This is a genomic window from Streptomyces sp. NPDC047853 (genome assembly GCF_043204535.1).
In the GTDB taxonomy this organism is placed as follows: domain Bacteria; phylum Actinomycetota; class Actinomycetes; order Streptomycetales; family Streptomycetaceae; genus Streptomyces.
Genome location: NZ_JBIDCI010000018.1, coordinates 48,665 through 75,260 on the forward strand (window position 1 = coordinate 48,665; position 26,596 = coordinate 75,260).

The 26,596-nt window shown below is 74.4% G+C and carries 21 protein-coding genes and 1 riboswitch; of the genes, 15 read left to right on the top strand and 6 right to left on the bottom strand.

Features of this window, described 5'->3' with window-relative positions; translation table 11 throughout:
• Positions 1-135: 135 nt before the first annotated feature.
• Both ACGF5T_RS28375 and ACGF5T_RS28380 read right to left on the bottom strand, forming a co-directional pair.
• Positions 136-357, bottom strand: a complete 222-nt coding sequence (locus ACGF5T_RS28375; RefSeq protein WP_053128672.1) for a helix-turn-helix domain-containing protein — start codon at positions 355-357, stop codon at positions 136-138.
• Between the two features lie 334 nt (positions 358-691).
• Positions 692-2,290 (bottom strand): ABC-F family ATP-binding cassette domain-containing protein, encoded by a 1,599-nt coding sequence (locus ACGF5T_RS28380; RefSeq protein ID WP_356607686.1) that lies wholly within the window; start codon positions 2,288-2,290, stop codon positions 692-694.
• Between the two features lie 303 nt (positions 2,291-2,593).
• Here ACGF5T_RS28380 and ACGF5T_RS28385 point away from each other — a divergent pair, with 303 nt between their 5' ends.
• On the top strand, positions 2,594-3,007 hold the full coding sequence (locus ACGF5T_RS28385) for a VOC family protein (protein ID WP_366766274.1): 414 nt from the start codon (positions 2,594-2,596) through the stop codon (positions 3,005-3,007).
• Positions 3,008-3,025: 18 nt separating this feature from the next.
• On the opposite strand, the gene ACGF5T_RS28390 is transcribed toward ACGF5T_RS28385, so the two are convergent.
• The 3 genes from ACGF5T_RS28390 to ACGF5T_RS28400 form a co-directional block, all read right to left on the bottom strand.
• Positions 3,026-4,453: a hypothetical protein gene (locus ACGF5T_RS28390; protein WP_384693330.1), complete on the bottom strand. Its 1,428-nt coding sequence runs from the start codon at positions 4,451-4,453 to the stop codon at positions 3,026-3,028.
• Between the two features lie 166 nt (positions 4,454-4,619).
• Positions 4,620-5,747, bottom strand: coding sequence for an alpha/beta fold hydrolase (locus tag ACGF5T_RS28395; RefSeq protein WP_356607690.1), 1,128 nt, complete (start codon positions 5,745-5,747; stop codon positions 4,620-4,622).
• A gap of 250 nt (positions 5,748-5,997) precedes the next feature.
• Positions 5,998-6,669, bottom strand: coding sequence for a class II aldolase/adducin family protein (locus ACGF5T_RS28400; RefSeq protein ID WP_356607692.1), 672 nt, complete (start codon positions 6,667-6,669; stop codon positions 5,998-6,000).
• 225 nt (positions 6,670-6,894) lie between these two features.
• Between ACGF5T_RS28400 and ACGF5T_RS28405 the strand changes: the two genes are divergently transcribed.
• From ACGF5T_RS28405 to cobI, 9 genes are all read left to right on the top strand, one after another.
• A complete protein-coding gene (locus tag ACGF5T_RS28405; RefSeq protein WP_366766273.1) occupies positions 6,895-8,130 on the top strand; it encodes an inorganic phosphate transporter in 1,236 nt (411 codons plus the stop codon).
• 36 nt (positions 8,131-8,166) lie between these two features.
• Entirely contained in the window at positions 8,167-8,388 is a 222-nt protein-coding gene (locus ACGF5T_RS28410) for a hypothetical protein (protein ID WP_356607696.1), read from the top strand.
• A gap of 150 nt (positions 8,389-8,538) precedes the next feature.
• Positions 8,539-8,681: riboswitch (cobalamin riboswitch) on the top strand.
• 116 nt (positions 8,682-8,797) lie between these two features.
• Positions 8,798-9,763 (top strand): cobalamin biosynthesis protein, encoded by a 966-nt coding sequence (locus tag ACGF5T_RS28415; protein ID WP_366766272.1) that lies wholly within the window; start codon positions 8,798-8,800, stop codon positions 9,761-9,763.
• Positions 9,760-11,268, top strand: coding sequence for a cobyric acid synthase (locus ACGF5T_RS28420; protein WP_366766271.1), 1,509 nt, complete (start codon positions 9,760-9,762; stop codon positions 11,266-11,268). Before ACGF5T_RS28415 ends, ACGF5T_RS28420 begins: the two co-directional genes overlap by 4 nt.
• Complete coding sequence (cobN, locus tag ACGF5T_RS28425) at positions 11,265-14,915, top strand: cobaltochelatase subunit CobN (protein WP_366766270.1); 3,651 nt, start codon at positions 11,265-11,267, stop codon at positions 14,913-14,915. Before ACGF5T_RS28420 ends, cobN begins: the two co-directional genes overlap by 4 nt.
• A 169-nt stretch (positions 14,916-15,084) precedes the next feature.
• Complete coding sequence (locus ACGF5T_RS28430) at positions 15,085-17,103, top strand: putative cobaltochelatase (protein ID WP_366766269.1); 2,019 nt, start codon at positions 15,085-15,087, stop codon at positions 17,101-17,103.
• Entirely contained in the window at positions 17,103-17,702 is a 600-nt protein-coding gene (cobO, locus tag ACGF5T_RS28435; RefSeq protein WP_361016183.1) for a cob(I)yrinic acid a,c-diamide adenosyltransferase, read from the top strand. Before ACGF5T_RS28430 ends, cobO begins: the two co-directional genes overlap by 1 nt.
• Positions 17,696-19,093 carry a cobyrinate a,c-diamide synthase gene (locus tag ACGF5T_RS28440; RefSeq protein WP_356607707.1) on the top strand — a complete coding sequence of 466 codons (1,398 nt, stop codon included), beginning with the start codon at positions 17,696-17,698 and terminating at the stop codon, positions 19,091-19,093. The genes cobO and ACGF5T_RS28440 overlap by 7 nt, the downstream gene beginning before the upstream one ends.
• Positions 19,090-19,839 (top strand): precorrin-2 C(20)-methyltransferase, encoded by a 750-nt coding sequence (gene cobI, locus ACGF5T_RS28445; RefSeq protein ID WP_361016179.1) that lies wholly within the window; start codon positions 19,090-19,092, stop codon positions 19,837-19,839. Before ACGF5T_RS28440 ends, cobI begins: the two co-directional genes overlap by 4 nt.
• Before the next feature lie 20 nt (positions 19,840-19,859).
• Here cobI and ACGF5T_RS28450 read toward each other — a convergent pair whose 3' ends face one another.
• Positions 19,860-20,588 carry a ZIP family metal transporter gene (locus tag ACGF5T_RS28450; protein ID WP_366766268.1) on the bottom strand — a complete coding sequence of 243 codons (729 nt, stop codon included), beginning with the start codon at positions 20,586-20,588 and terminating at the stop codon, positions 19,860-19,862.
• 86 nt (positions 20,589-20,674) lie between these two features.
• On the opposite strand from ACGF5T_RS28450, the gene cobM reads away from it, so the two are divergent.
• The 5 genes from cobM to cobC all read left to right on the top strand — a co-directional run bounded on the left by cobM (position 20,675) and on the right by cobC (position 26,574).
• Positions 20,675-21,544: a precorrin-4 C(11)-methyltransferase gene (cobM, locus tag ACGF5T_RS28455; protein ID WP_356607712.1), complete on the top strand. Its 870-nt coding sequence runs from the start codon at positions 20,675-20,677 to the stop codon at positions 21,542-21,544.
• Positions 21,541-22,791 (top strand): precorrin-6y C5,15-methyltransferase (decarboxylating) subunit CbiE, encoded by a 1,251-nt coding sequence (gene cbiE / locus ACGF5T_RS28460; protein ID WP_356607714.1) that lies wholly within the window; start codon positions 21,541-21,543, stop codon positions 22,789-22,791. Before cobM ends, cbiE begins: the two co-directional genes overlap by 4 nt.
• Positions 22,788-24,470 (top strand): precorrin-3B C(17)-methyltransferase, encoded by a 1,683-nt coding sequence (cobJ, locus tag ACGF5T_RS28465; RefSeq protein WP_356607716.1) that lies wholly within the window; start codon positions 22,788-22,790, stop codon positions 24,468-24,470. Before cbiE ends, cobJ begins: the two co-directional genes overlap by 4 nt.
• A 126-nt stretch (positions 24,471-24,596) precedes the next feature.
• Entirely contained in the window at positions 24,597-25,514 is a 918-nt protein-coding gene (locus tag ACGF5T_RS28470; RefSeq protein ID WP_356607718.1) for a sirohydrochlorin chelatase, read from the top strand.
• Positions 25,486-26,574: an Rv2231c family pyridoxal phosphate-dependent protein CobC gene (gene cobC, locus ACGF5T_RS28475; RefSeq protein ID WP_366766267.1), complete on the top strand. Its 1,089-nt coding sequence runs from the start codon at positions 25,486-25,488 to the stop codon at positions 26,572-26,574. The genes ACGF5T_RS28470 and cobC overlap by 29 nt, the downstream gene beginning before the upstream one ends.
• The last annotated feature ends 22 nt before the right edge of the window (positions 26,575-26,596 follow it).

Here is a 26,596-nt window from a genome sequence, read left to right on the forward strand (position 1 = left end):
GTCGTCCCCACCGTGCGGCGGCCCTGGGGCCGTGCGGACGGCAGAGCTAAGTGACTGCACAGTAACCACCCGGACGGTCTGCCGACCGGCCGGGTGGCCACCTTCACTTTCGGAGTCGAGGGGCCGCCCGGGGAATCAGGCCGTTGTGGCCTTTTTGCCCCGGGTAGCCCCGCCACGCCCTCGCAGCGTGACACCCGACTCACTGAGCATGCGGTGCACAAAGCCATACGAGCGGCCGGTTTCCTCGGCCAACGCCCGGATGCTCGCACCGGCGTCGTACTTCTTCTTCAGGTCTGCCGCGAGCTTGTCGCGCGCGGCGCCGGTCACCCGGCTGCCCTTCTTCAGAGTCTCGGCCACCCGTGCCTCCTCATGGGAAGTGCGCTCTGGTCTCCTCATGATCACCCCTAGCGGCCCGCATGGCCACCCATTCGGCAAGGTCGATGAGACAGGGATGTGACGACAGGAGCGGGCCCGCACATACGGAACACGGGATTCCGGAGCATCGCGTCCGCGTGCCCGCACGCACTTTTCCGCGAACTTCCAGGTCAGAACGGTGAAACGGCCGGACCCCCGGGGATGGGGGTCCGGCCGCGAAATCCGTGTATGACACACCTCGTGATGAGGAGATCTCACACAGATGGTGGATCACGGATCGGCCGAATGATCCATACGCAGTGGATCATTCATTCGATCAAGCCAGGGCGACGAGATCCGCGTAGTCGGCGCCCCAGAGGTCCTCGACGCCGTCCGGGAGCAGGATGATCCGCTCCGGCTGGAGGGCCTCGACGGCGCCCTCGTCGTGGGTGACCAGGACGACGGCGCCCTTGTAGGTGCGCAGCGCGCCGAGGATCTCCTCGCGGCTGGCCGGGTCGAGGTTGTTGGTCGGCTCGTCGAGCAGCAGCACGTTGGCCGAGGAGACCACGAGGGTGGCCAGTGCGAGGCGGGTCTTCTCGCCGCCGGAGAGCACCCCGGCCGGCTTGTCGACGTCGTCGCCGGAGAACAGGAAGGAACCCAGCGTCTTGCGGACCTCGACGAGGTCGAGGTCGGGGTTGGCCGAGCGCATGTTCTCCAGGACGGTGCGCTCCGGGTCGAGGGTCTCGTGCTCCTGCGCGTAGTAGCCGAGCTTGAGGCCGTGGCCCTCGACGACCTCGCCGGTGTCGGGCTTCTCGACGCCGCCGAGGAGCCGGAGCAGGGTCGTCTTGCCCGCGCCGTTGAGGCCGAGGATGACGACGCGGGAGCCCTTGTCGATGGCCAGGTCGACGTCGGTGAAGATCTCCAGCGAGCCGTACGACTTGGACAGGCCCTCGGCGGTCAGCGGGGTCTTGCCGCAGGGCGCGGGCTCGGGGAAGCGGAGCTTGGCGACCTTGTCGGACCTCCGCTCGGCCTCCAGACCGGCCAGCAGCTTGTCGGCCCGGCGGGCCATGTTCTGCGCGGCGACGGTCTTGGTGGCCTTGGCGCGCATCTTGTCGGCCTGGGAGTGCAGCGCGGACGCCTTCTTCTCCGCGTTCTGACGCTCGCGCTTGCGGCGCTTCTCGTCGGCCTCGCGCTGCTGCTGGTAGAGCTTCCAGCCCATGTTGTAGACGTCGATCTGGGAGCGGTTGGCGTCCAGGTAGAACACCTTGTTGACGACCGTCTCGACCAGGTCGACGTCGTGGGAGATCACGATGAAGCCGCCGCGGTAGGTCTTCAGGTAGTCGCGCAGCCAGACGATCGAGTCGGCGTCGAGGTGGTTGGTCGGCTCGTCGAGGAGCAGGGTGTCCGCGTCCGAGAACAGGATCCGGGCCAGCTCGATGCGGCGGCGCTGACCGCCGGAGAGCGTGTGCAGGGGCTGGCCGAGCACGCGGTCGGGCAGGTTGAGCGCGGCGGCGATGGTGGCGGCCTCGGCCTCGGCGGAGTAACCGCCCTTGGTGAGGAACTCCGTCTCCTGGCGCTCGTACTGCTTGAGCGCCTTCTCGCGGGTGGCGCCCTGGCCGTTGGCGATGCGCTGCTCGTTGTCGCGCATCTTGCGGATCAGGGTGTCGAGGCCGCGCGCGGACAGGATGCGGTCGCGGGCCAGTACGTCGAGGTCGCCGGTGCGCGGGTCCTGGGGCAGGTAGCCGACCTCGCCGGAGCGGGTGACGGCACCGGCGGCGGGCTGGCCCTCGCCGGCGAGGACCTTGGTGAGGGTGGTCTTGCCGGCGCCGTTGCGCCCGACCAGTCCGATGCGGTCGCCCTTGGCGATGCGGAAGGTGGCGCTCTCGATGAGGACGCGGGCACCGGCGCGCAGCTCGATGCCGGAGGCGGAGATCACGGTCAGACTCCTGGGCGGGTGGGTGGCGGGGTGGGCGGCTGGAGGACGTTCCCGCCGTCTAATGCGCGAGGAGAATGGCCATGGGGCCAGTCTAACGGGGCCGTGCAACCACTTTTCCCGGATTCCGGTGTCGGTGGGGTCCCCTGTTCGGGGTCCCGGTGTTCGACGGCACGGGTCCGGGGCGCTGTCGGTGGGCGGTGCGAGACTGGGCGACAGGGCCGGATCGCGGGCTTCTCCGGGTGGTCGGAGCGGGTCTTCGCGGCGTCCGGCCCGCAGGCACCGACGCACAAGGGAGTGATCGGCATGGCAGGCATCGACGGCGGCAGCCCGAGCGTGTATCCGACGCTGCTGTACGCGGACGCCAAGGCGGCCCTGCGGCAGCTCACCGGGGCCTTCGGGTTCATCGAGCTGGCCGTGTACGAGGGCGAGGACGGCACGGTGGCGCACGCCGAGCTGGCCCAGGGCAACGGCGCGATCATGCTCGGCTCCAAGGGCACGGGCAGCCGCTTCGACGAGGCGATGGAGAACGCCGGCACGACGGGGGTCTACGTCGTGGTGGAGGACGTCGACGCCCATCACCGGCGGGCCGTGGAGCACGGCGCGGAGATCCTGATGCCCCCCACGGACCAGGACTACGGGTCGCGGGACTACATGGCCCGGGACCTGGAGGGCAACGTCTGGAGCTTCGGTACGTACGCGCCGGAGGTGCCCGGGTAGGCACCGCCGCCGCTCGGGTCAGCTGCCGCCGGTGTGCACCTGGAAGGCCGCTCTGCGCACGGCCTTGGCCAGGGCGGGGTCGGGGTGCGCGGCGGCGAGGGCGACCAGGACCTGCACGGTGCGGGGGTGGCCGACGGCCCGGACCTCGTCGAGGAGGGCGGGGACGGTGGGTTGCACGGCGGACTCCAGGTGCCTGACGAGCAGCGGGGCCTCACCGTGGTCGGCGACGGCGGCCGCGGTGTCCACCCAGAGCCACGTCGCCTCGTGGCGGGTGAGGACCTCGTGGGCGTCCTCGGGGTCGATCCCGTCGTGCTCGGCCAGCCACAGCAGGGCGTACGGGCGCAGCGTCGGCTCGTCGACGACGGCGCGGACGTCGGGCTCGGCGGGGGCGCCGACGACGCGCAGCGCCTCGAAGGCGAGGCCGCGCAGCAGGGCGTCGTCGCCGCGGGCGGCACCGAGCAGCTCGGTGACGGCGCTGCCGACGGGGCGGGCGGCGAGCCAGGCGCGGTACTCGGCGCGGGCGGCGTTAGGGCGGAGCTGGGCGCAGCCGCGGAGCATGTCCTCGGCCGCCTGCTCGATGTGCCCGGCGGGGCTCTGCGCGGCGACGCAGATCTGCTCCAGCTTGACCCAGACCGCCCAGTTGCCGAGCGGCGTGAGGGTGGCGTGTCCGTCGCCGCAGGTGAGGGCGCCGACGGAGGCGAGGGCGCGCAGGGCCCAGTCGAGGAGGGGGGCGAGCGGGGTGCCGGGACCGGTCTCCGGGGCCGGCGCGGCGGCGGGGGTCTGCGGGATGCCCGGCTCCAGGCGGGGGCCGTAGGGCACCTCGCAGCGTTCGGTGCGCAGTTCGGTGACGCGCTGCTCCAGCAGGTCCAGGAGCTGCGCCACCGGGACGGGACCCGCGGACAGCTGGAGGAAGGAGAGCACCTGGGGCATCGCGGAGACGACCTCGGCCACGGCGGCGGGCTCCTGCCCGGCGGGCTCGGGGTGGGCCAGCGACCAGGCGTCGAAGAGGGCGACCCAGCCGCGCAGCACGGCGCTGTCGTCACGGTTCCAGGCGCGCAGCCGCCAGCCGGGGCGGGCGCTGCCGCCGTGCACCTCGACCAGTCCGGCGAGCCGGGCGGTGTCCCAGTCGGCGCGGACCTGGGCCACGGTCAGGCCCAGCTCCCGGGCCGCCTGGTCGGCGGTCGCGTCGGAGAGGGTGGCCTTGCCGTCGGCGGTCGCGCTGCCGCGGCCGGGGCCGAGGGCGCTGTCGGCCCAGCGGGCGACACGGGCCGCGTCCGCCAGGCCGGAGCGTGCCATTCTGGCCAGTTCCGACCGGACCGGTGTGCCCTCCGGGGGGCGCGGCGCGGCGCGGCGCGGACGCCGCTGGTTCATCGCTGGTGGGGCGGCGGCCAGGGGTCGCGGGCGGACGAGTCGGAGCCTGGAGTCGCGCGGGATACGGGACGTCACGGGTGCAGTCTTCCGGTTGACGGTCCGAAAACCCAAACGGAATGCCCCGTCGGGCTCCGGGGACGGCGCAGGTGCGAGGTCTGAAGCGGGTCACCGCAGGGAACAGGCCAGTGGTACGCCGCTAAACGGAACCTGAGCGGCGAGCGGTGGGACACCGGCGCCGGGGTCATACCAGCGGGGTCATGAAACGGCGCAGGGTCTCCTCGTAGCGGTCGGGGTCGGCGTTCCACATGGCGCCGTGCGGGGCGTCCTCGACGGTGTGGAGGGCGACCAGTCGCGGGTGGGTGTCGGCGAGGCGGCGGGAGAGCCGCCAGGGGGCCACCTCGTCGTCGGGGCCGTGGAAGATCAGGGTCGGGACCGCCGGGCGGTACAGGCCGGCGGTACCGGCGTCGTGGTCGGCGCGGAGTCCGGCGCGGCCCTGGGCGGCGCGGACGGCGAGCGGCAGGAGCGCGCCCGGGGTCCGGCGGGCGGCGGCCAGGGCGCGCAGCGTGGTCTCCCAGCTGAGGACCGGCGAGTCCAGGACGAGGCCCGCGATGCGGTCGCGCACGCCGGAGAGCGCGGCGGTGCGCAGGGCCATGGTGGCGCCGGTGGACCAGCCGAGCAGCACGACCTGGCGGGCGCCGTGGTCGAGGGCGTAGCGGACGGCCGCGTCCACGTCCCGCCACTCGGTCTCCCCGAAGTGGTGCAGGCCGTCCGGCGAGGAGGGGGCGCCGACGTCGCCGCGGTAGGCGAGGGCGAGCACCGGGACCTGCCGCCGGCTCAGGGGGGCCATCAGGTTCATGGCGTGTTCGCGGGTGGCGGCCAGTCCGTGGACGGCGATGATCCACGTCGGGCGGGAGCCGGGCAGGAACCAGGCCGGCAGGGGGCCGAGTTCGCCGGGGACCTCGACGTCGGCGTGTTCGAGGTCGAGGGCGGTGCCCGGGTTGCCGACGTGGAGGTTCGGCGTGAACCAGGCGCGGTCGCCGGCCGCGAGGGTGCCGTGCGTGACCCGTTCGAGGCGGCGGACGACGGTGTCGGCGCCGTGTTCGACGGCGCCGAGGACCGGTCCGACCACCGCGTGGGAACCGTCGCCGGCGAGGCCGTACCGGCCGGGGCGCAGCGCGGCGAGGTCCCGGGTGAGGGTGATCTGCCCGGCGGCGGTGCCGTGCACGGTGAGCCGGGGTTCGGTGGGCAGGGGCTTGCCCGGCGGCGCCTTGAGCGCGGCGTCGCTGGCGAGCCGTCCGGCGGCGACGCTCGCCGCCCCTGCGGCCAGGGCTGCGGTGACGGCAGCGGCCGTCGCGGGGAGGATGCGCACGTTTCCCAGTTTCCCGAGGGACCGCGGAGTAAGCCACCGGGACGGCGGCGGGCGGTGTCGTCCGGGGCGGCCGGGCGCCGGGGCCGTGGTGCTGGTGGGTGCGCGGTGCGGACGGGACGCGCGCATCCGCCGGACCCAGCGACGACCTTGGGGCCGTTCGTGTCTCGTGCCCCCCTCTGCCGTCCTCTCCCGCCTTCTCCCGCCTTCTCCCGTCGCGGCCCGCCGTCGGGGTGACCGCCGAGCAGGGCCGTCAGGTCCGCCGGCCGTACCCCCGGAGCCGCTCCGTCACCTCGGCGAGCTGCTCCTCGGTCAGCAGGGACGGGGAGCGGCCCGGCACCGCGGAGGCCGTCAGCCACAGGCGGCACATCCACTCCAGCTGGGCGGTGCGGTCGTAGGCCTGGTCCAGGGAGGCGCCGTGGGTGAGCGTGCCGTGGTTCTGCAGGAGGCAGCCGGTGCGGCCGGTGAGGGCGTCGAGCGCGGCGCGGGCCAGTTCGTCGGTGCCGTAGGTCGCGTAGCGGGCGACCCGGACCGGGCCGCCCAGCGCGGCGGCCATGTAGTGCACCGGCGGGAGTTCGGGCACGAGCAGCGAGACCGCCGTCGCGTGCACGGCGTGGGTGTGGACGACGGCCCGGGCGTCGGTGGCGCGGTACACGGCGAGGTGCAGGGGCAGTTCGCTGGTGGGGACCAGCGTCCCGAGCACCTGTCGGCCGTCGAGGTCCACGCCGGTCGCGTCGGCCGGCGCCAGACGGTCGTACGGCACCCCCGAAGGGGTGACCAGCACCGTGTCGCCGACGCGCACCGAGACATTGCCGGAGGTGCCGACCACCAGTCCGTCCGCCACCGTCCGCCGGGCCGTGGCGACGAGGGCCTCCCAGGCCTCGGCCACCTCCTGGTCCGCCCGTCCGCCCGTCGATCGCGTCACAGTCACCAGCTCCTCCCCGCAGGCCTCGTGCACTCCTGCCGTCCCGTCGACGGCCGATCCCCGGCGATCCTGCCAGGCACGTCTCCGCAGAGCATCGGCGCGGGCACGGAGCGGAAGGTGGTGTCCCTCGTTCCGGTCACTGTGGCGCCCTTCCCAGTTCATCTTCCGTTCACTCTGGTTACCTACGTTCGACCAGCCAATGACCTCGAACGATTGCCTGGGTAAATGGAAAGCTTCTCGCTGATCCTCGCGATTGTGGTGGTAACCGCACTCGCGTTCGATTTCACGAACGGTTTCCACGACACCGCGAACGCGATGGCAACGACCATTTCGACCGGTGCGCTCAAGCCCAAGGTGGCGGTGGCGATGTCCGCCGTCCTCAACCTTGTCGGCGCCTTCCTCTCGGTGGAGGTCGCCAACACGATCTCCAAGGGTCTCGTCGACGAGACCGGCATCCGTCCCGAGGTCATCTTCGCCGCCCTCGTCGGCGCGATCCTCTGGAACCTGCTGACCTGGCTGGTCGGGCTCCCGTCCAGCTCCTCGCACGCCCTCATGGGCGGCCTGATCGGTGCCGCCGTCGCCTCGGCCGGCGTCGGCGCGGTGCACGGCGACGTGCTCGTCACCAAGGTCCTCCTCCCGGCGATCGCCGCCCCGCTCGTCGCGGGCATCGCGGCGATGCTGGGCGCGCGGCTGACGTACCGGCTCGGCCGCAAGGCCGACGGCAAGGCCGCCGCGAAGGGGTACCGCGCCGGGCAGATCGCCTCCGCCGGCCTCGTCTCGCTGGCCCACGGCACCAACGACGCCCAGAAGACGATGGGCATCATCACCCTGGCCCTGGTCGCGGGCGGCGCCCTCGCCCCCGACTCCGACCCGCCCATGTGGGTCATCCTGTCCGCGGGCATCGCCATCGCGCTGGGCACCTACCTCGGCGGCTGGCGCATCATCCGCACGATGGGCAAGGGTCTGACCGACCTCCAGCCGCAGCAGGGCTTCGCCGCCCAGACCAGCGCCGCCACGGTCATCCTGGCCTCCTCGCACCTCGGCTTCTCCCTCTCCACCACGCACTCGGTCTCCGGTGCGGTGATGGGCGCGGGTCTCGGCCGCAAGGGCGGCGTGGTGCGCTGGTCCACGGCGACCCGGATGTTCGTCGCCTGGGGCCTGACCCTGCCGGCCGCGGCCCTGGTCGCCGCGATCGCCGAGTGGGTCTGCGGCCTGGGCGACTGGGGCACCGCCGTCGTGGCCGTCTTCCTGGTCGCCTCCAGCGCCGCCATCTGGAAGATCTCCCGGCGCGAGGTCGTCGACCACACCAACGTCATCGACGAGCCCGAGCCGTCCGGTGTGGTGACCACGGCGATGGCCGCGGTCTCCCCGCCGCCGACCGGGGCGGCCGAGGAACTGGCCGTCGCCGTCCCGGCCGCCGCGACCGACGCCAAGTCCCCGTCGGCCACCACCACCGTCTGAGCCCGCCCCCGGGTACGAAGGAAGAAGCGAACCTCCATGAGCATCGACTGGGCAGCTCTAGGCTCCGTCTTCGGAGTCAGCCTCGTGTCCACCGTGGTCCTGGTGGGCCTGTTCACGCTCGGCATCGCCGGCCTCTCCCGCCAGGAGCGGGCCACCGCCCAGGGCGGCTCCGCGGCCCTCGCGGTCACCGGCGCGTACGCGTGCTTCGCGGCCTGCGCGGCGGCGGTGGCGTACGGCATCTACCTGATCGTCGCCTGAGCGTCGCGCGAACGATCACCGCACACCCGTGAGGCGGGGTGCGGGACGGACACCCACCGTCCCGCACCCCGCCTCTTCGCGTGCCGGCGCACACCACCCGCGTGTGGGGCTTCGCACACTCCCCCGTCGCAGGTCAACGCCAGGTTGACGGGTGTTCGCGGGCCGTGGTGGACTGCCGGAGCCATTACGGCGGCAGGAGAGGAAGCCCGGTGCGATTCCGGCGCGGTCCCGCCACTGTGACCGGGGAGCCCCTCCCCGGAAGCCAGGAACTCTCACCGCCGGTCTCTTCCAGCCAGGGCGCGGACACCCTGAGTGAGGACGTATCGCCATGCGCGGCTGCCGTTCCAGGTACACCGGCGACTCCGGGTGCCCCAGCGACACCCTCCCCCGCCCCGCGGCCGGCTGAGCCGTGCGCGCCGAACGCGTCTTCGCGTACGGCGCCGCCGCCGGCCTCCTCGGCGACCTCCTCCTCGGCGATCCGCGCCGCGGGCACCCGGTCGCCGCGTTCGGCCGTGCCGCCGGTGCCGTGGAACGGGTGCTGTGGCGTGACCACCGGGGCCGGGGCGCGCTGCACACCGCCCTGTGCGCCGGTGGCGCCGCCGCCCTCGGGGCCTCCGCCGCACGCGCCGTACGCCGCTCCCCCGCCGCCTCCGTCGCACTGACCGGCGCGGCCACCTGGGCCGTCGTCGGCGGGACCTCGCTCGCCCGGGAGGCCCGCTCGATCGGGCAGGCCCTGGAGGCCGGTGACGTCGAGGCGGCCCGGGCGCGGCTGCCGCACCTGTGCGGACGGGACCCGCAGGCCCTGGACGCCGACGGGATCGCCCGGGCCGTCGTCGAGTCCGTCGCCGAGAACACCTCGGACGCGGTGGTGGGCGCCCTGGTGTGGGGCGCCGTCGCCGGAGTGCCCGGACTGCTCGGCTTCCGCGCGGTGAACACCCTGGACGCCATGGTCGGCCACAAGTCCGCCCGGTACCGCCGGTTCGGGTGGGCCTCGGCCCGGCTCGACGACCTCGCGGGCTGGCCCGGCGCCCGGCTGACCGCCGTCCTCGCCACCGTCGCCGGCGGCGATCCGCGGGGCGCCGTGCGGGCGTGGCGTGCCGACGCCGGGCGGCACCCGAGCCCCAACGCCGGCCCCGTGGAGGCGTCGTTCGCGGGCGCCCTCGGCGTGCGGCTCGGCGGGACGCTCTCCTACGGCGGGCGGGTGGAGCACCGGCCCGTCCTCAACGGGGCCGCCGGCCGCGCCGTACGGGCCGGTTCCGGCGACATCGACCGGGCCGTCCGGCTCTCCCGGCGCGTGGGCTGGCTGGCGCTGGGCGTGTGCGCCGGCGCACGGCTGCTCGCACGCCGGGCACTCACGAAGGGACGTGACTCATGAGCGGTGGCCTCCTCGTCGCCGGCACCACCTCCGACGCCGGCAAGAGCGTCGTCACCGCCGGGATCTGCCGCTGGCTGGTGCGGCAGGGCGTCAAGGTCGCGCCGTTCAAGGCGCAGAACATGTCGCTGAACTCCTTCGTGACCCGCGAGGGCGCGGAGATCGGGCGGGCGCAGGCCATGCAGGCGCAGGCGTGCCGGGTGGAGCCGACCGCGCTGATGAACCCGGTGCTGCTCAAGCCGGGGGGTGAGCGCAGCAGCCAGGTCGTGCTGCTCGGCAAGCCGGTCGGCGAGATGAGCGCCCGCGGCTACCACGGCGGGCGCCAGCGCCGGTTGCTCGGCACGGTGCTGGACTGCCTGGCCGAGCTGCGGGGCACGTATGACGCGGTGATCTGCGAGGGGGCGGGCAGTCCGGCCGAGATCAACCTGCGCCGGACCGACATCGTGAACATGGGGATCGCCCGGGGCGCCGGGTTCCCCGTGCTGGTCGTCGGCGACATCGACCGCGGGGGCGTCTTCGCCTCCTTCTTCGGCACGGTGGCCCTGCTGTCGTCCGAGGACCAGGCGCTGGTCGCCGGGTTCCTCGTCAACAAGTTCCGGGGCGACGTGTCGCTGCTGGAGCCCGGCCTGGACATGCTGCACGGCCTCACCGGGCGGCGTACGTACGGTGTGCTGCCCTTCCGGCACGGCCTCGGGATCGACGAGGAGGACGGACTGCGCGTGTCCCTGCGCGGGACGGTGCGGGAGTCGGTCGTCGCGCCGCCGGTCGGCGAGGACGTGCTGCGGGTCGCCGTGTGCGCCGTCCCGTTGATGTCCAACTTCACGGACGTGGACGCGCTCGCCGCCGAACCCGGTGTCGTGGTGCGGTTCGTGGACCGGCCGGAGGAGCTGGCGGACGCCGATCTCGTGATCGTGCCGGGCACCCGCGGGACGGTCCGGGCCCTGCGGTGGCTGCGGGAGCGCGGGCTCGCGGACGCCCTCGTCCGCAGGGCCGCAGAGGGCCGCCCGGTGCTCGGGATCTGCGGGGGCTTCCAGGTGCTCGGCGAGCACATCGAGGACGACGTCGAATCGCGCGCCGGGCACGTGGACGGGCTCGGAGTACTGCCCGTGCGGGTGCGGTTCGCCCGCGAGAAGACCCTCACCCGGCCGGTCGGCGAGGCCCTCGGCGAGCACGTCGAGGGGTACGAGATCCACCACGGGGTCGCCGAGGTGACCGCTGGCGTCCCTTTCCTGGACGGCTGCCGGGTCGGGCAGACCTGGGGCACGCACTGGCACGGCTCGCTGGAGTCGGACGGCTTCCGGCGGGCGTTCCTGCGCGAGGTGGCCGCCGCCGCGGGCCGCCGCTTCGTGCCGGCCCCCGACACCTCGTTCGCCGCGCTGCGCGAGCAGCAGCTCGACCTGCTCGGCGACCTGATCGAACACCACGCGGACACGGACGCGCTGTGGCGGCTCATCGAGTCCGGCGCGCCGCAAGGACTGCCCTTCATTCCACCGGGAGCACCCGCATGAGCACTGTGTTGTTGTTGTCGACCGCCGACACGGACCTGCTGGCGGCCCGCGCCTCCGACGCCGGCTACCGGATCGGCAACCCCACCCGGGTCGACGTGCGGGAGGAACTGCCCGCGCTCGTCGAGGGCGCCGACCTCGCCGTCGTACGGCTGCTGGGCGGCAAGCGGGCCTGGGAGGACGGGCTCGCCGCGCTGAAGACCGCCGGCGTCCCGACCGTCCTGCTGGGCGGCGAGAGCGTGCCGGACGCGGAGCTGATGGCCGAGTCCTCGGTACCGGCCGGCGTGGTGGCCGAGGCGCTGCGCTACCTGGTCGAGGGCGGCCCCGACAACCTCACCCAGCTCGCCCGGTTCCTCTCCGACACCGTGCTGCTGACCGGCGAGGGCTTCGACGAGCCGCGGAAGATGCCGGAGTACGGCGTCGACGGGGAGCGCCCGTTCACCGAGGGCCGCCCGACGGTCGGCGTGCTCTTCTACCGCGCCCACCAACTGAGCGGCAACACCGCCTTCGTGGACACGCTCTGCGACGCGATCGAGGCGCACGGCGCCAACGCGCTGCCCGTGTACTGCGGTTCGCTGCGCGGCGCGGACGCCGGGCTGTACGAGCTGCTGGACCGGGCCGACGCCCTGGTCGCCACCGTCCTCGCGGCGGGCGGCACGCACGCCTCCGAGGCCTCGGCGGGCGGCGACGACGAGGCCTGGGACATCGGCGCGCTGGCCGACCTGGACGTCCCGGTGCTGCAAGGGCTCTGCCTGACCACGTCGAGGGCCGCCTGGGAGGCCTCGGACGCCGCCCTCTCGCCCATGGACGCGGCGATGCAGGTCGCGATCCCGGAGTTCGACGGGCGGCTGGTCACCGTGCCGTTCTCCTTCAAGGAGCAGGGGCCCGACGAGGTTCCCGTCTACGTCGCCGACCCCGAGCGGGCCGGACGGGTCGCCGGGATCGCCGTGCGGCACGCGGCGCTCGGGCACAAGGCGAACGCCGACAAGAAGCTCGCGCTGGTCTTCACCGCGTACCCGACCAAGCACTCCCGCGTCGGCAACGCGGTCGGCCTCGACACGCCGGCCTCGGCGGTGCGGGTCCTGGACGCGCTGCGGGAGGCGGGGTACTCGCTCACCGACTACCCCTCCGGTGGTGACGAGCTGATCCACCGACTGATCGAGGCGGGCGGCCACGACGTCGAGTGGCTGACCGAGGACCAGCTCGCAGCGGCGCCCGCACGGGTGCCGCTGGCCGACTACCGGGCCTGGTTCGGGACGCTGGACCCCGCGCTGCGGGACGCGATGACCGAGGCGTGGGGCGAGCCGCCGGGTTCGCTGTACGTCGACGGGGACGACATCGTGCTCGCCGCGCTGCGGTTCGGGAACGTCGTCGTGATGATCCAGCCGCCGCGCGGCTTCGGCGAGAACCCGATCGCGATCTACCACGACCCCGACATGCCGCCGTCCCACCACTACCTGGCGGCCTACCGGTGGCTCGACCACACCTTCGGGGCCGACGCGGTCGTGCACATGGGCAAGCACGGCACGATGGAGTGGCTGCCGGGCAAGGGCCTCGGCCTGAGCGCGGGCTGTGCGCCGGACGCCGTGCTGGGCGACCTGCCGCTGATCTACCCGTTCATCGTCAACGACCCCGGTGAGGGCACCCAGGCCAAGCGGCGCGGCCACGCCACGGTGGTCGACCACCTGGTTCCGCCGATGGCGCGGGCCGACACCTACGGCGACCTGGCCAAGCTGGAGCAGCTGCTCGACGAGTACGCGCTCGTCTCCGACCTGGACCCGGCCAAGGCGCCGGCGGTCCGCGCGCAGATCTGGACGCTGGTGAAGGCCGCCGAGCTCCACCACGACCTGCACGTGGACGACCAGCCGGACGACGACGCGTTCGACGAGTTCGTCATGCACATCGACGGCTATCTGTGCGAGATCAAGGACGTGCAGATCCGCGACGGCCTGCACGTCCTCGGCGGTGGCCCGGTCGGCGAGCCGCGCGTGAACCTCGTCCTCGCGGTGCTGCGGGCCTCGCAGGTGTGGGGCGGGCAGGCCAACGCGCTGCCGGGCCTGCGGGCGTCCCTCGCCGAGCACTTCGGCCTGGTGGAGAAGGAGCTGCTGGCCGAGCCGGGCGCCCCGGTGAAGGTGCCGGTGGAGCTGACCGACCTGGTGGACGGTCCGGCGCGCTCGGCCGCGGACGCGGTGGACCTGCTGGAGCAGCTGTGCCGGCGGTGCGCGGAGGGGATGGAGTCCCGGGAGTGGGACGTGGCCGCCGTACCGGCCCTGGTGCGGGAGGTGCTGCGCACCGAACTCCCCGAGGCGGTGCGGGTGCTGGAGTTCGCGTGCCGGGAGGTCGTGCCGCGGCTCGCCCGGACGACGGACGAGATCGACCACATCCTGCGGGCCCTGGACGGCGGTTACGTCCCGGCCGGGCCGTCCGGTTCGCCGACCCGCGGGCTGGTCAACGTGCTGCCGACGGGACGGAACTTCTACTCCGTCGACCCGAAGGCCATCCCCTCCCGGCTGAGCTGGGAGGTCGGCCAGTCCCTCGCGGACTCCCTGATCCAGCGCTATCTCCAGGACACGGGTGAGTACCCGAAGTCCGTCGGCCTCACGGTGTGGGGCACGTCGGCGATGCGCACCCAGGGCGACGACATCGCCGAGATCCTGGCGCTGCTGGGCTGCCGTCCCGTCTGGGACGACGCCTCGCGCCGGGTGACCGGCTTCGAGGTCGTGCCCCCGGCCGAGCTGGGCCGGCCGCGCGTCGACGTCACGGTGCGCATCTCGGGCTTCTTCCGGGACGCGTTCCCGCACGTCGTGGGGTTGATCGACGACGCGGTGCGGGCGGTGGCGGAGCTGGACGAGCCCGCCGACCAGAACTACGTCCGCGCGCACGCCGACGCCGACACCGCCGAGCACGGCGACCGGCGCCGGGCCACGGCCCGCATCTTCGGCTCCAAGCCGGGCGCGTACGGCGCCGGTCTGCTGCCGCTGATCGACGCCCGCAACTGGCGCTCCGACGCGGACCTCGCCGAGGTGTACGCGGTGTGGGGCGGCTACGCGTACGGGCGCGGGCTCGACGGGCGGGCGGCGCGCGGGGACATGGAGACGGCGTTCCGGCGGATCGCGGTGGCGGCGAAAAACGTCGACACGCGCGAGCATGACATCGCGGATGCTGACGACTACTTCCAGTATCACGGCGGCATGGTCGCCATGGTGCGGCACCTGACGGGGGCCTCCCCCGAGGCGTACGTCGGGGACTCGGCCACCCCGGACCAGGTGAAGACGCGGACGCTGGGCGAGGAGACGCACCGGGTCTTCCGCGCGCGCGTCGTCAACCCGCGCTGGATGAGTGCCATGAGAAGGCACGGCTACAAGGGTGCATTCGAGATGGCGGCGACCGTGGACTATCTCTTCGGCTACGACGCCACGGCCGGGGTCGTGGACGACTGGATGTACGAGAAGTTGTCGGCCGAGTACGTGTTCTCGCCTGAGAACCAGGAGTTCATGCGGAAGTCCAACCCCTGGGCCCTGCGCGGCATCACGGAAAGGCTCCTGGAGGCGGCGGACCGCGGGCTGTGGGCGGAGCCGGACCAGGAGACCCTGGACCGGCTTCGGACGATCTACCTCGAGCTCGAGGGAGATCTGGAGGGAGACTCGTGATCTCCCAATGGATCCCCGCAACGGCGGGGAGCAGTCGACAAGCTCGTGCTCTCGGGTGTCGACGTTCGGACCATCCCCGCGTCTGCGGGGAGCGCTTCTTGACCATGCCAGTTCGACAGCCAGCGCTTGCCGCGCCCTGGCATGAATCACCCGGAGGAGTGATCACTGCATGAGCACGCCCTATCCCTTCACTGCTGTCGTCGGCCAGGACGACCTGCGCTTGGCTCTGCTCCTCAACGCTGTGAGCCCTGCGGTCGGCGGTGTGCTCGTCCGTGGTGAGAAGGGCACGGCGAAAAGTACAGCGGTGCGCGCCTTGTCGTCCCTATCGCCGGAGGTCACGGTCGTCCCCGGATGCCGCTTCTCCTGTGATCCCGCATCCCCCGACCCCGCCTGCCCGGACCGGCCGCACGGGACGGGGGCGTCTCAGTCGCGGCCGGCCCGGATGGTGGAGCTGCCCGTCGGCGCCTCCGAGGACCGGCTGGTCGGCGCCCTCGACATCGAGCGAGCGCTTGCCGAGGGCGTGAAGGCGTTCGAGCCGGGGCTGCTGGCACAAGCGCATCGCGGGATCCTCTACGTCGACGAAGTCAACTTGTTGCATGACCACTTGGTCGACCTCCTGTTGGATGCTGCCGCGATGGGCGCCTCGTATGTCGAACGCGAGGGTGTCTCCGTGCGTCACGCGGCCCGCTTCCTGCTCGTCGGGACCATGAATCCCGAAGAGGGCGAGTTGCGCCCCCAACTGTTGGACCGCTTCGGGCTGACGGTGGAGGTCGCCGCCTCGCGCGAGCCCGACCAGCGCGTGGAGGTGGTACGGCGCCGGCTGGCCTACGACGACGACCCGGCCGGCTTCGCCGCGCGCTGGGCCGACGAGGAGGCCGCCGTACGGGCGCGGATCACGGCGGCGCGGGAACTGCTGCCGTCGGTGCGCCTCGGCGACGGGGCGCTGCGGCAGATCGCGGCGACCTGTGCCGCCTTCGAGGTGGACGGCATGCGAGCCGACATCGTGATGGCGCGGACGGCGACGGCTCTGGCGGCCTGGGCCGGGCGCACCGACGTGCTCGCCGAGGACGTGCGGCAGGCCGCGCTGCTGGCCCTGCCGCACCGGCGGCGGCGCAATCCGTTCGACGCGCCGGGGCTGGACGAGGACAAGCTCGACGAGACGCTGGAGGAGTTCGCCGGGCCGGGCGACCACGGCGGGGAGGGCGACGACGATCCGGACCCGGGTCCGGACGGCCCCGGCGGCCCCGGCGGGCAGCCCGAGCCCGACGACGCCCCGCAGGGCGACGGTGACACCGCCGCGCGCCCCGAGGCCGGGGAGGGCGGGGAGCCGCAGCCTTCCGGTGGTGCCGGTGAGCAGTCGCCGGCGCGGGCCGCCGAGCCGTTCCGCACCAAGGTGCTGAGTGTGCCGGGGCTGGGCGAGGGCGCCGCCGGTCGGCGGTCGCGGGCCAGGACCGAGCACGGGCGGACCACCGGGGCCCGGCGGCCCCGGGGGGCGCTGACCAAGCTGCACCTGGCCGCCACCGTGCAGGCCGCCGCCCCCCACCAGCGGGCGCGCGGCCGGTCGGGGCGCGGGCTGGTGGTGCGCCGGGACGACCTGCGGCAGGCGAGCCGGGAGGGCCGTGAGGGCAACCTCGTGCTGTTCGTCGTGGACGCCTCCGGGTCGATGGCGGCGCGGCAGCGGATGAGTGCCGTGAAGGGTGCCGTGCTGTCGCTGCTGCTCGACGCCTACCAGCGGCGGGACAAGGTGGGGTTGGTGACCTTCCGGGGTGCGGCCGCCGACGTCGCGCTGCCGCCGACCTCGTCGGTGGACGCGGCCGCGGTGCGGCTGGAGTCGCTGCCGACGGGCGGACGGACGCCACTGGCGGCGGGGCTGCTCAGGGCGCACGAGGTGTTGCGGGTCGAGCGGCTGCGGGACCCGGCGCGGCGGGCGCTGGTCGTGGTGGTGACGGACGGACGGGCCACGGGTGGCCCGGAGCCGGTGGTGCTGGCCGGGCGCGCGGCGCGGCTGCTCGCGGCCGAGGGCACCGCGTCCGTGGTCGTGGACTGCGAGTCGGGGCCGGTGCGGCTCGGGCTGGCCGGGCGGCTCGCGGGTGAGCTGGGCGGGACGGCGGTGACGCTGGACGAGTTGCGGGCTGACTCGATCGCCGGGCTGGTCAAGGACGTTCAGGGCAGCAGGAGGGCCGCGTAATGCCGCAGGGACAGCCGAGTGTGATTCCGGACGACGGGCTGACGACCCGTCAGCGCCGCAACCGCCCGCTGGTCGTGGTGCACACGGGCGTCGGCAAGGGCAAGTCCACCGCCGCCTTCGGGCTGGCGCTGCGCGCCTGGAACCAGGGGTGGCCGATCGGGGTGTTCCAGTTCGTCAAGTCGGCGAAGTGGAAGGTCGGCGAGGAGAACGCGCTGCGCGTGCTGGGCGCCTCCGGCGAGGGCGGGTCGGTCGACTGGCACAAGATGGGCGAGGGCTGGTCCTGGGTCCAGCGCGACGCGCAGATGGACAACGAGGAGAAGGCCCGGGAGGGCTGGGAGCAGGTCAAGCGGGACCTGGCGGCCGAGACGTACAAGCTGTACGTGCTGGACGAGTTCGCCTACCCGATGCACTGGGGGTGGGTCGACACCGACGAGGTGGTGTCGGTGCTGCGCGACCGGCCGGGGACCCAGCACGTGGTGATCACCGGGCGGAACGCGCCGGAGAAGCTGGTGGAGTGCGCCGACCTCGTCACCGACATGTCCAAGGTCAAGCACCCGATGGACGCCGGGCAGAAGGGGCAGAGGGGCATCGAGTGGTGACCTCCGCCGCATCCGCCGTGCCCCGGCTGGTCGTCGCCGCGCCCTCGTCGGGCAGCGGCAAGACCACCGTCGCCACGGGGCTCATGGCCGCGTTCGCCGGGCGCGGGCTCGCCGTGTCGCCGCACAAGGTCGGGCCGGACTACATCGACCCCGGGTACCACTCCCTCGCCACCGGGCGGGCGGGGCGGAACCTCGACGCCTACCTGTGCGGGCCCGAGCTGGTCGGGCCGCTCTTCCTGCACGGCGCGCGCGGGTGCGACATCGCCGTGGTCGAGGGGGTGATGGGGCTGTACGACGGGGCCGCCGGGGAAGGCGAGCTGGCGTCCACCGCGCAGGTGGCGAAGCTGCTCGGGGCTCCGGTGGTGCTGGTCGTGGACGCGTCGTCGCAGTCCCGGTCGGTGGCGGCGCTGGTGCACGGGTTCGTGTCCTGGGACCCGGAGGTGCGGATCGGGGGCGTGATCCTCAACAAGGTGGGCTCGGACCGGCACGAGGCGCTGCTGCGGGAGGCGCTCGACTCCGTCGGGGTGCCGGTGCTGGGAGTGCTGCGGCGGGTGCCGCAGGTCGCCACGCCGTCGCGGCATCTGGGACTGGTGCCGGTCGCCGAGCGGGGGGCGGCGGCGGTCGACGCCGTGGCGGCGATGGCGGCGCAGGTCTCCGACGGTTGTGATCTGGAGGCGTTGGCGGCGCTGGCGCGGGCTGCGGGTCCGCTGCCGGGGGGCGCCGCCCCCTGGACCCCCGGGCCCGGGCCCGCGCCCTCCCGGCACCCGGCTCCATCGGACGGGACGTCACCACCACGCGTCGCCGTCGCCGGCGGGCCCGCCTTCACGTTCTCCTACGCCGAGCACACCGAACTGCTCGCCGCCGCCGGGGCGGAGGTCGTCACGTTCGATCCGCTGCGGGACGAGGAGCTTCCCGAGGGGACCGCGGGGCTCGTCGTCGGAGGCGGTTTTCCCGAGGTGTACGCCTCCGAGCTGTCGGCCAACGAGCCGCTGCGCAAGGCCGTCGCCGAACTCGCGCTGAGCGGCGCTCCCGTCGCCGCCGAGTGCGCGGGCCTGCTGTACCTGTGCCGGGAGCTGGACGGGTCGCCGATGTGCGGGGTGCTGGACGCCTCCGCGCGGATGACCGGGCGGCTGACGCTGGGCTACCGGGACGCCGTGGCCGTGAGCGACAGCGCGCTGGCCGTCGCGGGGACGCGGATGCGGGGCCACGAGTTCCACCGGACCGTCGTGGAGCCGGGGGCCGGGGCGGCTCCGGCGTGGGGGGTGCGGGCGCCCGAGCGGCGCGTCGAGGGATTTGTGGAGCGCGGTGTGCACGCGAGTTATCTGCACACGCACTGGGCGTCCGAGCCCGGTGTCGCCCGTCGGTTCGTGGAGAGGTGCCGGACGTCATGAGCAGCAGGCTGATCGGTGTGGGGGTCGGGCCCGGGGACCCCGAGCTGGTGACCGTCAAGGGCGTCAACGCGCTACGGGCCGCCGACGTCGTCGTGGTGCCCGTCATGGCTGCGTCTGACGGAAAGGACGGCGGGGAGCGGGGGCGGGCCGAGGCGACGGTGCTGCACTACGCGCCCGCCGAGAAGGTCGTCCGCGTCGTCTTCGCGCTGAACGAGCGCGCCGACCGGGCCCGTCGTGAGGCGGCCTGGGACGCGGCCGGGCAGCGGGTGGCCGAGCTGTTGCGCACGCGGGGCACCGTCGCCTTCGCCACCATCGGCGACCCCAACGTGTACTCGACCTTCACCTACCTCGCGCAGACCGTCGGCGAGCTGGTGCCGGGCACTCTCGTGGAGACCGTGCCGGGCATCACCGCCATGCAGGACCTCGCGGCCCGTTCGGGTGCCGTGCTGACCGAGGGCACCGAGCCGCTGACGCTGGTTCCGGTGACCGCCGGAGCCGCCGTGCTGAAGGACGCGCTGAACGGGCCCGGCACGGTCGTCGCCTACAAGTTCGGCCGGCAGGCGGCCGAGGTCGCCGAGGCGCTGCGGGAGACCGGGCGGCTGGACGACGCGGTGTGGGGGTCGGCGCTGGGACTGCCCGAGGAGTCCGTGCGGGCCGCGGCGGAACTGGACGGTGGCCCGCTGCCCTACCTGTCGACGCTCATCGCGCCCGCCCGGCGCGAGGGCGGCCGGGGCGGGAAACTGTGAGCGTCCGCGGTGGGGGCGCCTCATTCGGCGACGCCCACCACCAGCCAGATGAACGCTGCGCCCGCGACCGTGCACAGCAGGGTCGAGCGGGCGGGGTGCCGGTGATGGGCCTCGGGGAGGATCTCGGCCGCGGCGAGGTAGAGCAGGACGCCGCCGAAGAGGCCGAGGTAGGCGCCGAGGGCCTGCTCGGGGATGGTGAACAGCAGGGTCGAGGCCGCGCCGAGCACCGGGGCGCAGGCGTCGGCGAACAGCATCGCCACGGCCCGGCGGCGGGCGTTCCCGTACAGGCTGGTCAGCGTGTAGGTGTTGAAGCCGTCGGCGAAGTCGTGGGCGATCACGGCCATCGCCACCGCCGCGCCCATGCCGCCGCCCACCTGGAAGGCCGCGCCGATCGCCACGCCGTCCATCGCGCTGTGCCCGACCATCGCGGCAGCGGCCGTCAGGCCCACCTGGGGCGAGCGGTGCGTGTGCTCGTCGGCGCCGTGCGCCGCGCGGCGGGCCGCCAGCAGGCGCTCCACCAGGTGTGCCAGCAGGAAGCCGGCGACGAAGAGCAGCAGCGCCTCCGGCACGCCGAACACCTCCTCGCCCGCCGCGTCCAGGGCCTCGGGCAGCAGGTCGAGGCCGACCACGCCCAGCATCAGGCCACCGGCCAGCCCCAGGACCAGGTGGCGCCGGTCGGTCACGCGCTGTGCCGTCCAGCCACCGGCCAGGGTCATCAGGAACGCGCCGAGCGCGACGAAGACCGCCATGGGCCCTTGCTATCGGATCGGGGCGCGTATCCGTGCGCACGACAGCAGCAACCGCAGTAAATATGCGTAGGAGAGGACCGATTCCCATGGCTTCCGAGGACTCCGTGGCACCCGAGGTCTCGGCGGCACCCGCCGCCGCGGCCGGGGACCCCACCGGCAAGGTGACCTTCGTCGGTGCCGGGCCGGGCGCCGCCGACCTGCTGACGTTCCGCGCCGCGCGGGCCATCGCCGAGGCCGACGTCGTGATCTGGGCGGCCAGCCTGGTCCAGGAGGAGGTGCTGGGGCATGCCCGTCAGGACGCGGAGGTCCTGGACTCGGCGACGATGTCGCTGGAGGACGTCGTCGCGGTCTACCGGCGGGCCCGTGCGGAAGGGCTGCGGGTCGCCCGCATCCACTCCGGCGATCCGGCCCTGTGGGGCGGGACGCAGGAGCAGCTCGACCGGTGCGCGGAGATCGGCATCGCGACCGAGGTGGTGCCCGGCGTCTCCGCCTTCTCGGCGGTGGCCGCGCTGGCGCAGCGGGAGCTGACCGTCCCGGAGGTCGCGCAGTCCGTCGTCCTGACCCGGCTCGGCGGCGGCAAGACGCCGATGCCGCCCGGGGAGGAGGTCCGCGAGTTCGCGAAGCACGGCACCACCATGGCGGTCTTCCTGTCGGCGGCCCGCAGCGGCCAGCTGGTGCGGGAGCTGCTGGAGGGCGGCTACCCGACCGAGACGCCGGTCGTCGTCGCCTACCAGGCCACCTGGCCGGAGGAGCTGGTCGTGCGGTGCACGATCGGCACGCTGGAGGAGACGGTCAAGGAGCACAAGCTCTGGAAGCACACCCTGTTCCTGGTCGGCCCGGCCCTCGACGCGCACGGCACCCGCTCGCACCTGTACCACCCGGGGCACTTCCACGGCTATCGCAAGGCCGACCCCGAGGCGCGCCGGGAGCTGCGCACGCGGGGCGCGAGCACGTGATCACGGTGGTGGGCATGGGGGCCGGCGAGCCTCCCGCCGGGGACGTCGCCGCCGGTGCCGCGCTGGTGGTCGGTGGACGGCGCCATCTGGACGCCGTACGGCTGCCGGCGGGGGCCGAGCGGGTCGTCCTCGGGGCGTTGGCGCCGGCCCTGGACACGATCGCGCAGTACGTCGCGAAGGAGCGGCCGGTGGTCGTCCTGGCCTCCGGCGACCCGGGGTTCTTCGGCATCGTGCGGGCGCTGGCCGAGCGGTTCGGGCCCGAGCGGCTCGACGTGCGGCCCGGTGTCTCCTCGGTCGCGGCCGCCTTCGCGCGGGTCGGGCTGCCGTGGGACGACGCCGTGGTGGCCAGCGCGCACGGGCGGGACCTCAGGACGGCGGTGAACGTGTGCCGGGCGCACCCGAAGGTCGCCGTGCTGACCGGGCCCGGGGCGGGTCCGGCGGAGCTGGGCGCCGCGCTGCGGGGCGACGATCGGGTGCTGTTCGTCGCCCGCGCGCTGGGCTCCGCCGGGGAGCGCGTGGAGCGGGTGACGCCCGCCGAGGCCGCCGACCGGGACTGGGGAGCGGCGGTGAGCGTGGTGCTGTGCCTGGACGAGGCGCGGGCGCTCGGGCCGACGCGGACCCTCGCCGGAGCCCGGCCGGGGTGCGCCGGACGGGACGGATGGGCCGGCTGGGCCCTGGACGAGACCGAGTTCGCCCACCGCGACTCGATGATCACCAAGTTCGAGGTGCGCGCGCTGGCGCTGGCCCGGCTCGGGCCGCGCCCCGGTGACCTGGTGTGGGACGTCGGGGCGGGGTCGGGGTCCGTGGCCGTGGAGTGCGCGCGGCTGGGTGCCGCCGTCGACGCGGTGGAGAAGACAGCGGACGGCGCCGAGCGCATCCGCGCCAACGCCGCCGCGCACGGCGTCGACGTCCGCGTGGTGCACGGCACGGCGCCCGGGGCGCTGTCGGACCTGACGGACCCCGACGCCGTGTTCGTCGGCGGGGGCGGGCGCGAACTGCCCGCGGTCGTCGCGGCCTGCGCGCGGCGCGCCCGGCGTGCCGTGGTCGTCGCCCTGGCCGCGCTGGACCGGGTGCCGGCGGCCCGCCGGGCGCTGCTCGACGCCGGGCTGGAGTGCGACGGGGTGCTGTTGCAGTCGTCCCGGCTCGCCCCGCTGCCGGGGGACGTGACCCGGCTCGCGGCGGCCAATCCCGTGTTCCTGCTGTGGGGCGTGAGGCCGCACAGCCGTACCGAAGGAGTTTCCCCTTGATCGGCCTGATCTCCGCCACCGCGGCGGGAGCGGCCGCGCGGGACCGGCTGGCCGCCGCCTGGCCGGACCGCACGCGCGTCTACGAGGGTCCCGTCGCGGACGCCGTACGGACCGCGTTCGCCGAGTGCGAGCGGCTGGTGTGCTTCCTGGCCACGGGGGCCGTCGTCCGGCTCGTGGCACCGTTGCTGGACGACAAGCGGACCGACCCCGGGGTCGTCTGCGTGGACGAGGGCGGACGGTTCGCCGTGTCGCTGGTCGGCGGCCACGGGGGCGGCGCCAACGACCTCGCCGTCGCGGTCGCCGGGGTGCTGGGCGCCGAGCCGGTGGTGACGACGGCGACGGACGCCGTGGGACTGCCGGGACTGGACACCCTCGGGATGCCCGTGGAGGGCGATGTCGCCGGGGTGTCGCGGGCCCTGCTCGACGGTGTGCCGGTCGCGCTGCGCGCGGAGGTGCGGTGGCCCCTGCCGCCGCTGCCCGTCACCGACGAGGGCGCGTACACGGTCCGGCTGACCGACCGTCTGGTGGAGCCCGCCGGGCGCGAGGCCGTCCTGCGTCCGCCGTCCCTGGTCGTCGGCGTCGGCGCCTCCAGGGGGGCGCCGGTCGACGAGGTGCTCGGGCTGGTCGAGGAGGCGCTGCGGGACGCCGGACTGTCCGCCGCGTCGGTCGCCGAACTGGCCACCGTGGACGCCAAGGCGCAGGAGCCCGGGATCGTCGGGGCCGCCGAGCGGCTGGGCGTGCCCCTGGTGACGTACGCCGCCGGGGAGCTGGCGGGCGTCGAGGTGCCCAACCCCTCCGACGCGCCGCTCGCGGCGGTCGGCACGCCGTCGGTCGCGGAGGCGGCGGCGCTCGCGCGGGGCGGCGAACTCCTCGTCCCCAAGCGCAAGTCGGCGTCGAGTCCGGCGATGGCCACCTGTGCCGTCGTACGGCGGCCGGGGCGCGGGCGGCTCGCGGTGGTCGGGCTCGGGCCGGGCGCCCGGGACCTGGTCACGCCGCGCGCGCAGGCCGAGTTGCGGCGGGCTTCGGTGCTGGTCGGTCTCGACCAGTACGTCGACCAGATCCGCGACCTGCTGCGGCCCGGTACCCGGATCCTGGAGTCGGGGCTCGGTGCCGAGGAGGAGCGGGCCCGGACCGCGGTCGAGGAGGCCCGGCGCGGACACGCCGTCGCCCTGATCGGCAGCGGGGACGCCGGGGTGTACGCCATGGCGTCGCCCGCGCTGGCGGAGGCGTCCGACGACATCGACGTGGTCGGGGTTCCCGGGGTGACGGCGGCGCTGGCGGCCGGGGCGATCCTGGGCGCGCCGCTCGGCCACGACCACGTGTCGATCAGCCTGTCCGACCTGCACACGCCGTGGGAGGTCATCGAACGGCGGGTGCGGGCGGCGGCCGAGGCGGACCTCGTCGTGACCTTCTACAACCCGCGCAGCCGGGGCCGGGACTGGCAGCTGCCCAAGGCGCTGGCGATCCTCGCGGAGCACCGGGAGCCGACCACGCCGGTCGGGGTCGTGCGCAACGCGTCGCGCGCCGACGAGTCCAGCCGCCTGACCACGCTCGCCGCCCTGGACCCGGCGGCGGTCGACATGATGACGGTCGTGACGGTGGGCAACACCGCGACCCGGGAGATCGCCGGGCGCATGGTGACCCCGCGCGGCTACCGCTGGCAGGAGCGGGCCGAGTGAGCCCGGTGGCGCCCCCCCCGTCGGGCCGCCCGCCGTGAACGACGAGTCCGAGAGGGGTGGTCCGGCGGTCGCGCCGAACGCCCTGCCGCACCACCCCCTTCCGTCCGAGAAACCCGAGGAGAAACTGTGACCACCCCGCCCGCCCTGCTCATCGCCGGACACGGCACCCGGGACGAGGCCGGAGCCGAGGCGTTCCGCGACTTCGTGCGCGAGCTGGGCCGCCGCCACCCCGAACTGCCCGTCGCCGGCGGGTTCATCGAACTGTCGCCGCCGCCGCTCGGCGAGGCGGTCGCCGAGCTGGTCGAGCGCGGGGTGCGCCGGTTCGCCGCGGTGCCGCTGATGCTGGTGTCCGCCGGGCACGCCAAGGGCGACATCCCGGCGGCGCTCTCCCGCGAGAAGGAGCGCCACCCCGGCATCTCGTACACCTACGGACGTCCGCTGGGCCCGCACCCCGCGCTGCTGCGGGTGCTGGAGCGGCGCCTGGAGGAGGCCGTCGACCCCTCCTGGGACCGGTCCGAGGTGACCGTGCTGCTGGTGGGGCGCGGTTCGACGGACCCGGACGCCAACGCGGAGGTGTTCAAGGCGGCGCGGCTGCTGTGGGAGGGACGCGGGTACGGGGCGGTGGAGACGGCGTTCGTGTCGCTGGCGAAGCCGGACGTGCCGGGCGGCCTGGAGCGGTGCGTGCGGCTGGGGGCGCGGCGGGTCGTGGTCCTGCCGTACTTCCTGTTCACCGGCATCCTCCCGGACCGGGTCCGGCACCAGACCGAGGAGTGGGCCGCGGCGCACCCGGAGACCGACGTGCGTTCGGCGGACGTCATCGGGCCGGAGCCGGAGCTGCTGGACCTGGTGTGGGAGCGGTACGAGGAGGCCGTCGGGGGCGACCTGCGGATGAACTGCGACTCCTGCGTGTACCGGATCGCGCTGCCGGGGTTCGAGGACAAGGTGGGGCTGCCGCAGCAGCCGCACTTCCACCCCGACGACGACGGCCACCACCACCACGGGCACCATCACGGGCATGGACACGCACACTCCCACGCCCACTGAGGGCCCGGCCGTCGACCTCGACCTGCGGCACCACGGGGACGCCGAGGTCCGCGACGACGGCTCGGCGCTGGTGGACCTCGCGGTGAACGTCCGCGCGGACACGCCCCCGGTGTGGCTGCGCGAGCACGTCGCCGCCTCGCTCGGCTCCCTCGCGGCCTACCCGGACGGGCGGGCCGCGCGGGCGGCGGTGGCGGCACGGCACGGGCTGCCGGTGGAGCGGGTGCTGCTGACGGCGGGCGCGGCGGAGGCGTTCGTGCTGCTGGCGCGGGCGCTGAAGGTGAGCCGGCCGGTCGTGGTGCACCCCCAGTTCACGGAGCCGGAGGCGGCGCTGCGGGACGCGGGACACACGGTCGGCCGGGTGCTGCTGAGGGAGGCGGACGGCTTCCGGCTGGACCCGGCCGCGGTGCCCGAGGAGGCCGACCTGGTGGTGGTCGGCAACCCGACGAACCCGACGTCGGTGCTGCATCCGGCGGACGCCGTCGCGGAACTGGCCCGCCCCGGGCGGACGCTGGTCGTGGACGAGGCGTTCATGGACGCGGTGCCGGGTGAGCGGGAGGCGCTGGCCGGGCGCACCGACGTGCCCGGGCTGGTCGTCCTGCGCAGCCTCACCAAGACGTGGGGGCTGGCCGGGCTGCGCATCGGGTACGTCCTGGCGGCCCCGGAGACGATCACGGAGCTGGAACGCGCCCAGCCGCTGTGGCCGGTGTCGACGCCGGCGCTGGCGGCCGCCGAGGCGTGCGTGGCGCCGCGGGCGCTGGCGGAGGCCGCCCACGCCGCGCACCGCGTCGCCGTGGACCGGGCGCATCTCGTCTCCGGACTCACCCGGTTCGCCGCCGGCGGAGTGCGGGTCGTCGAACCGGCCGCGGGCCCCTTCGTCCTGGTCCGTCTCCCGCACGCCGCCGCGGTACGCCACCGGCTGCGCGATCTCGGGTACGCGGTGCGGCGCGGGGACACGTTCCCGGGTCTGGGCGAGGAGTGGCTGCGCCTCGCGGTACGGGACCGGGCGACGACGGACGGCTTCCTGCGGGCGCTGGAGCGGGCGGTGGCGGAACCGGCCTGACCCGGACGGCGGGCGGGGCGCC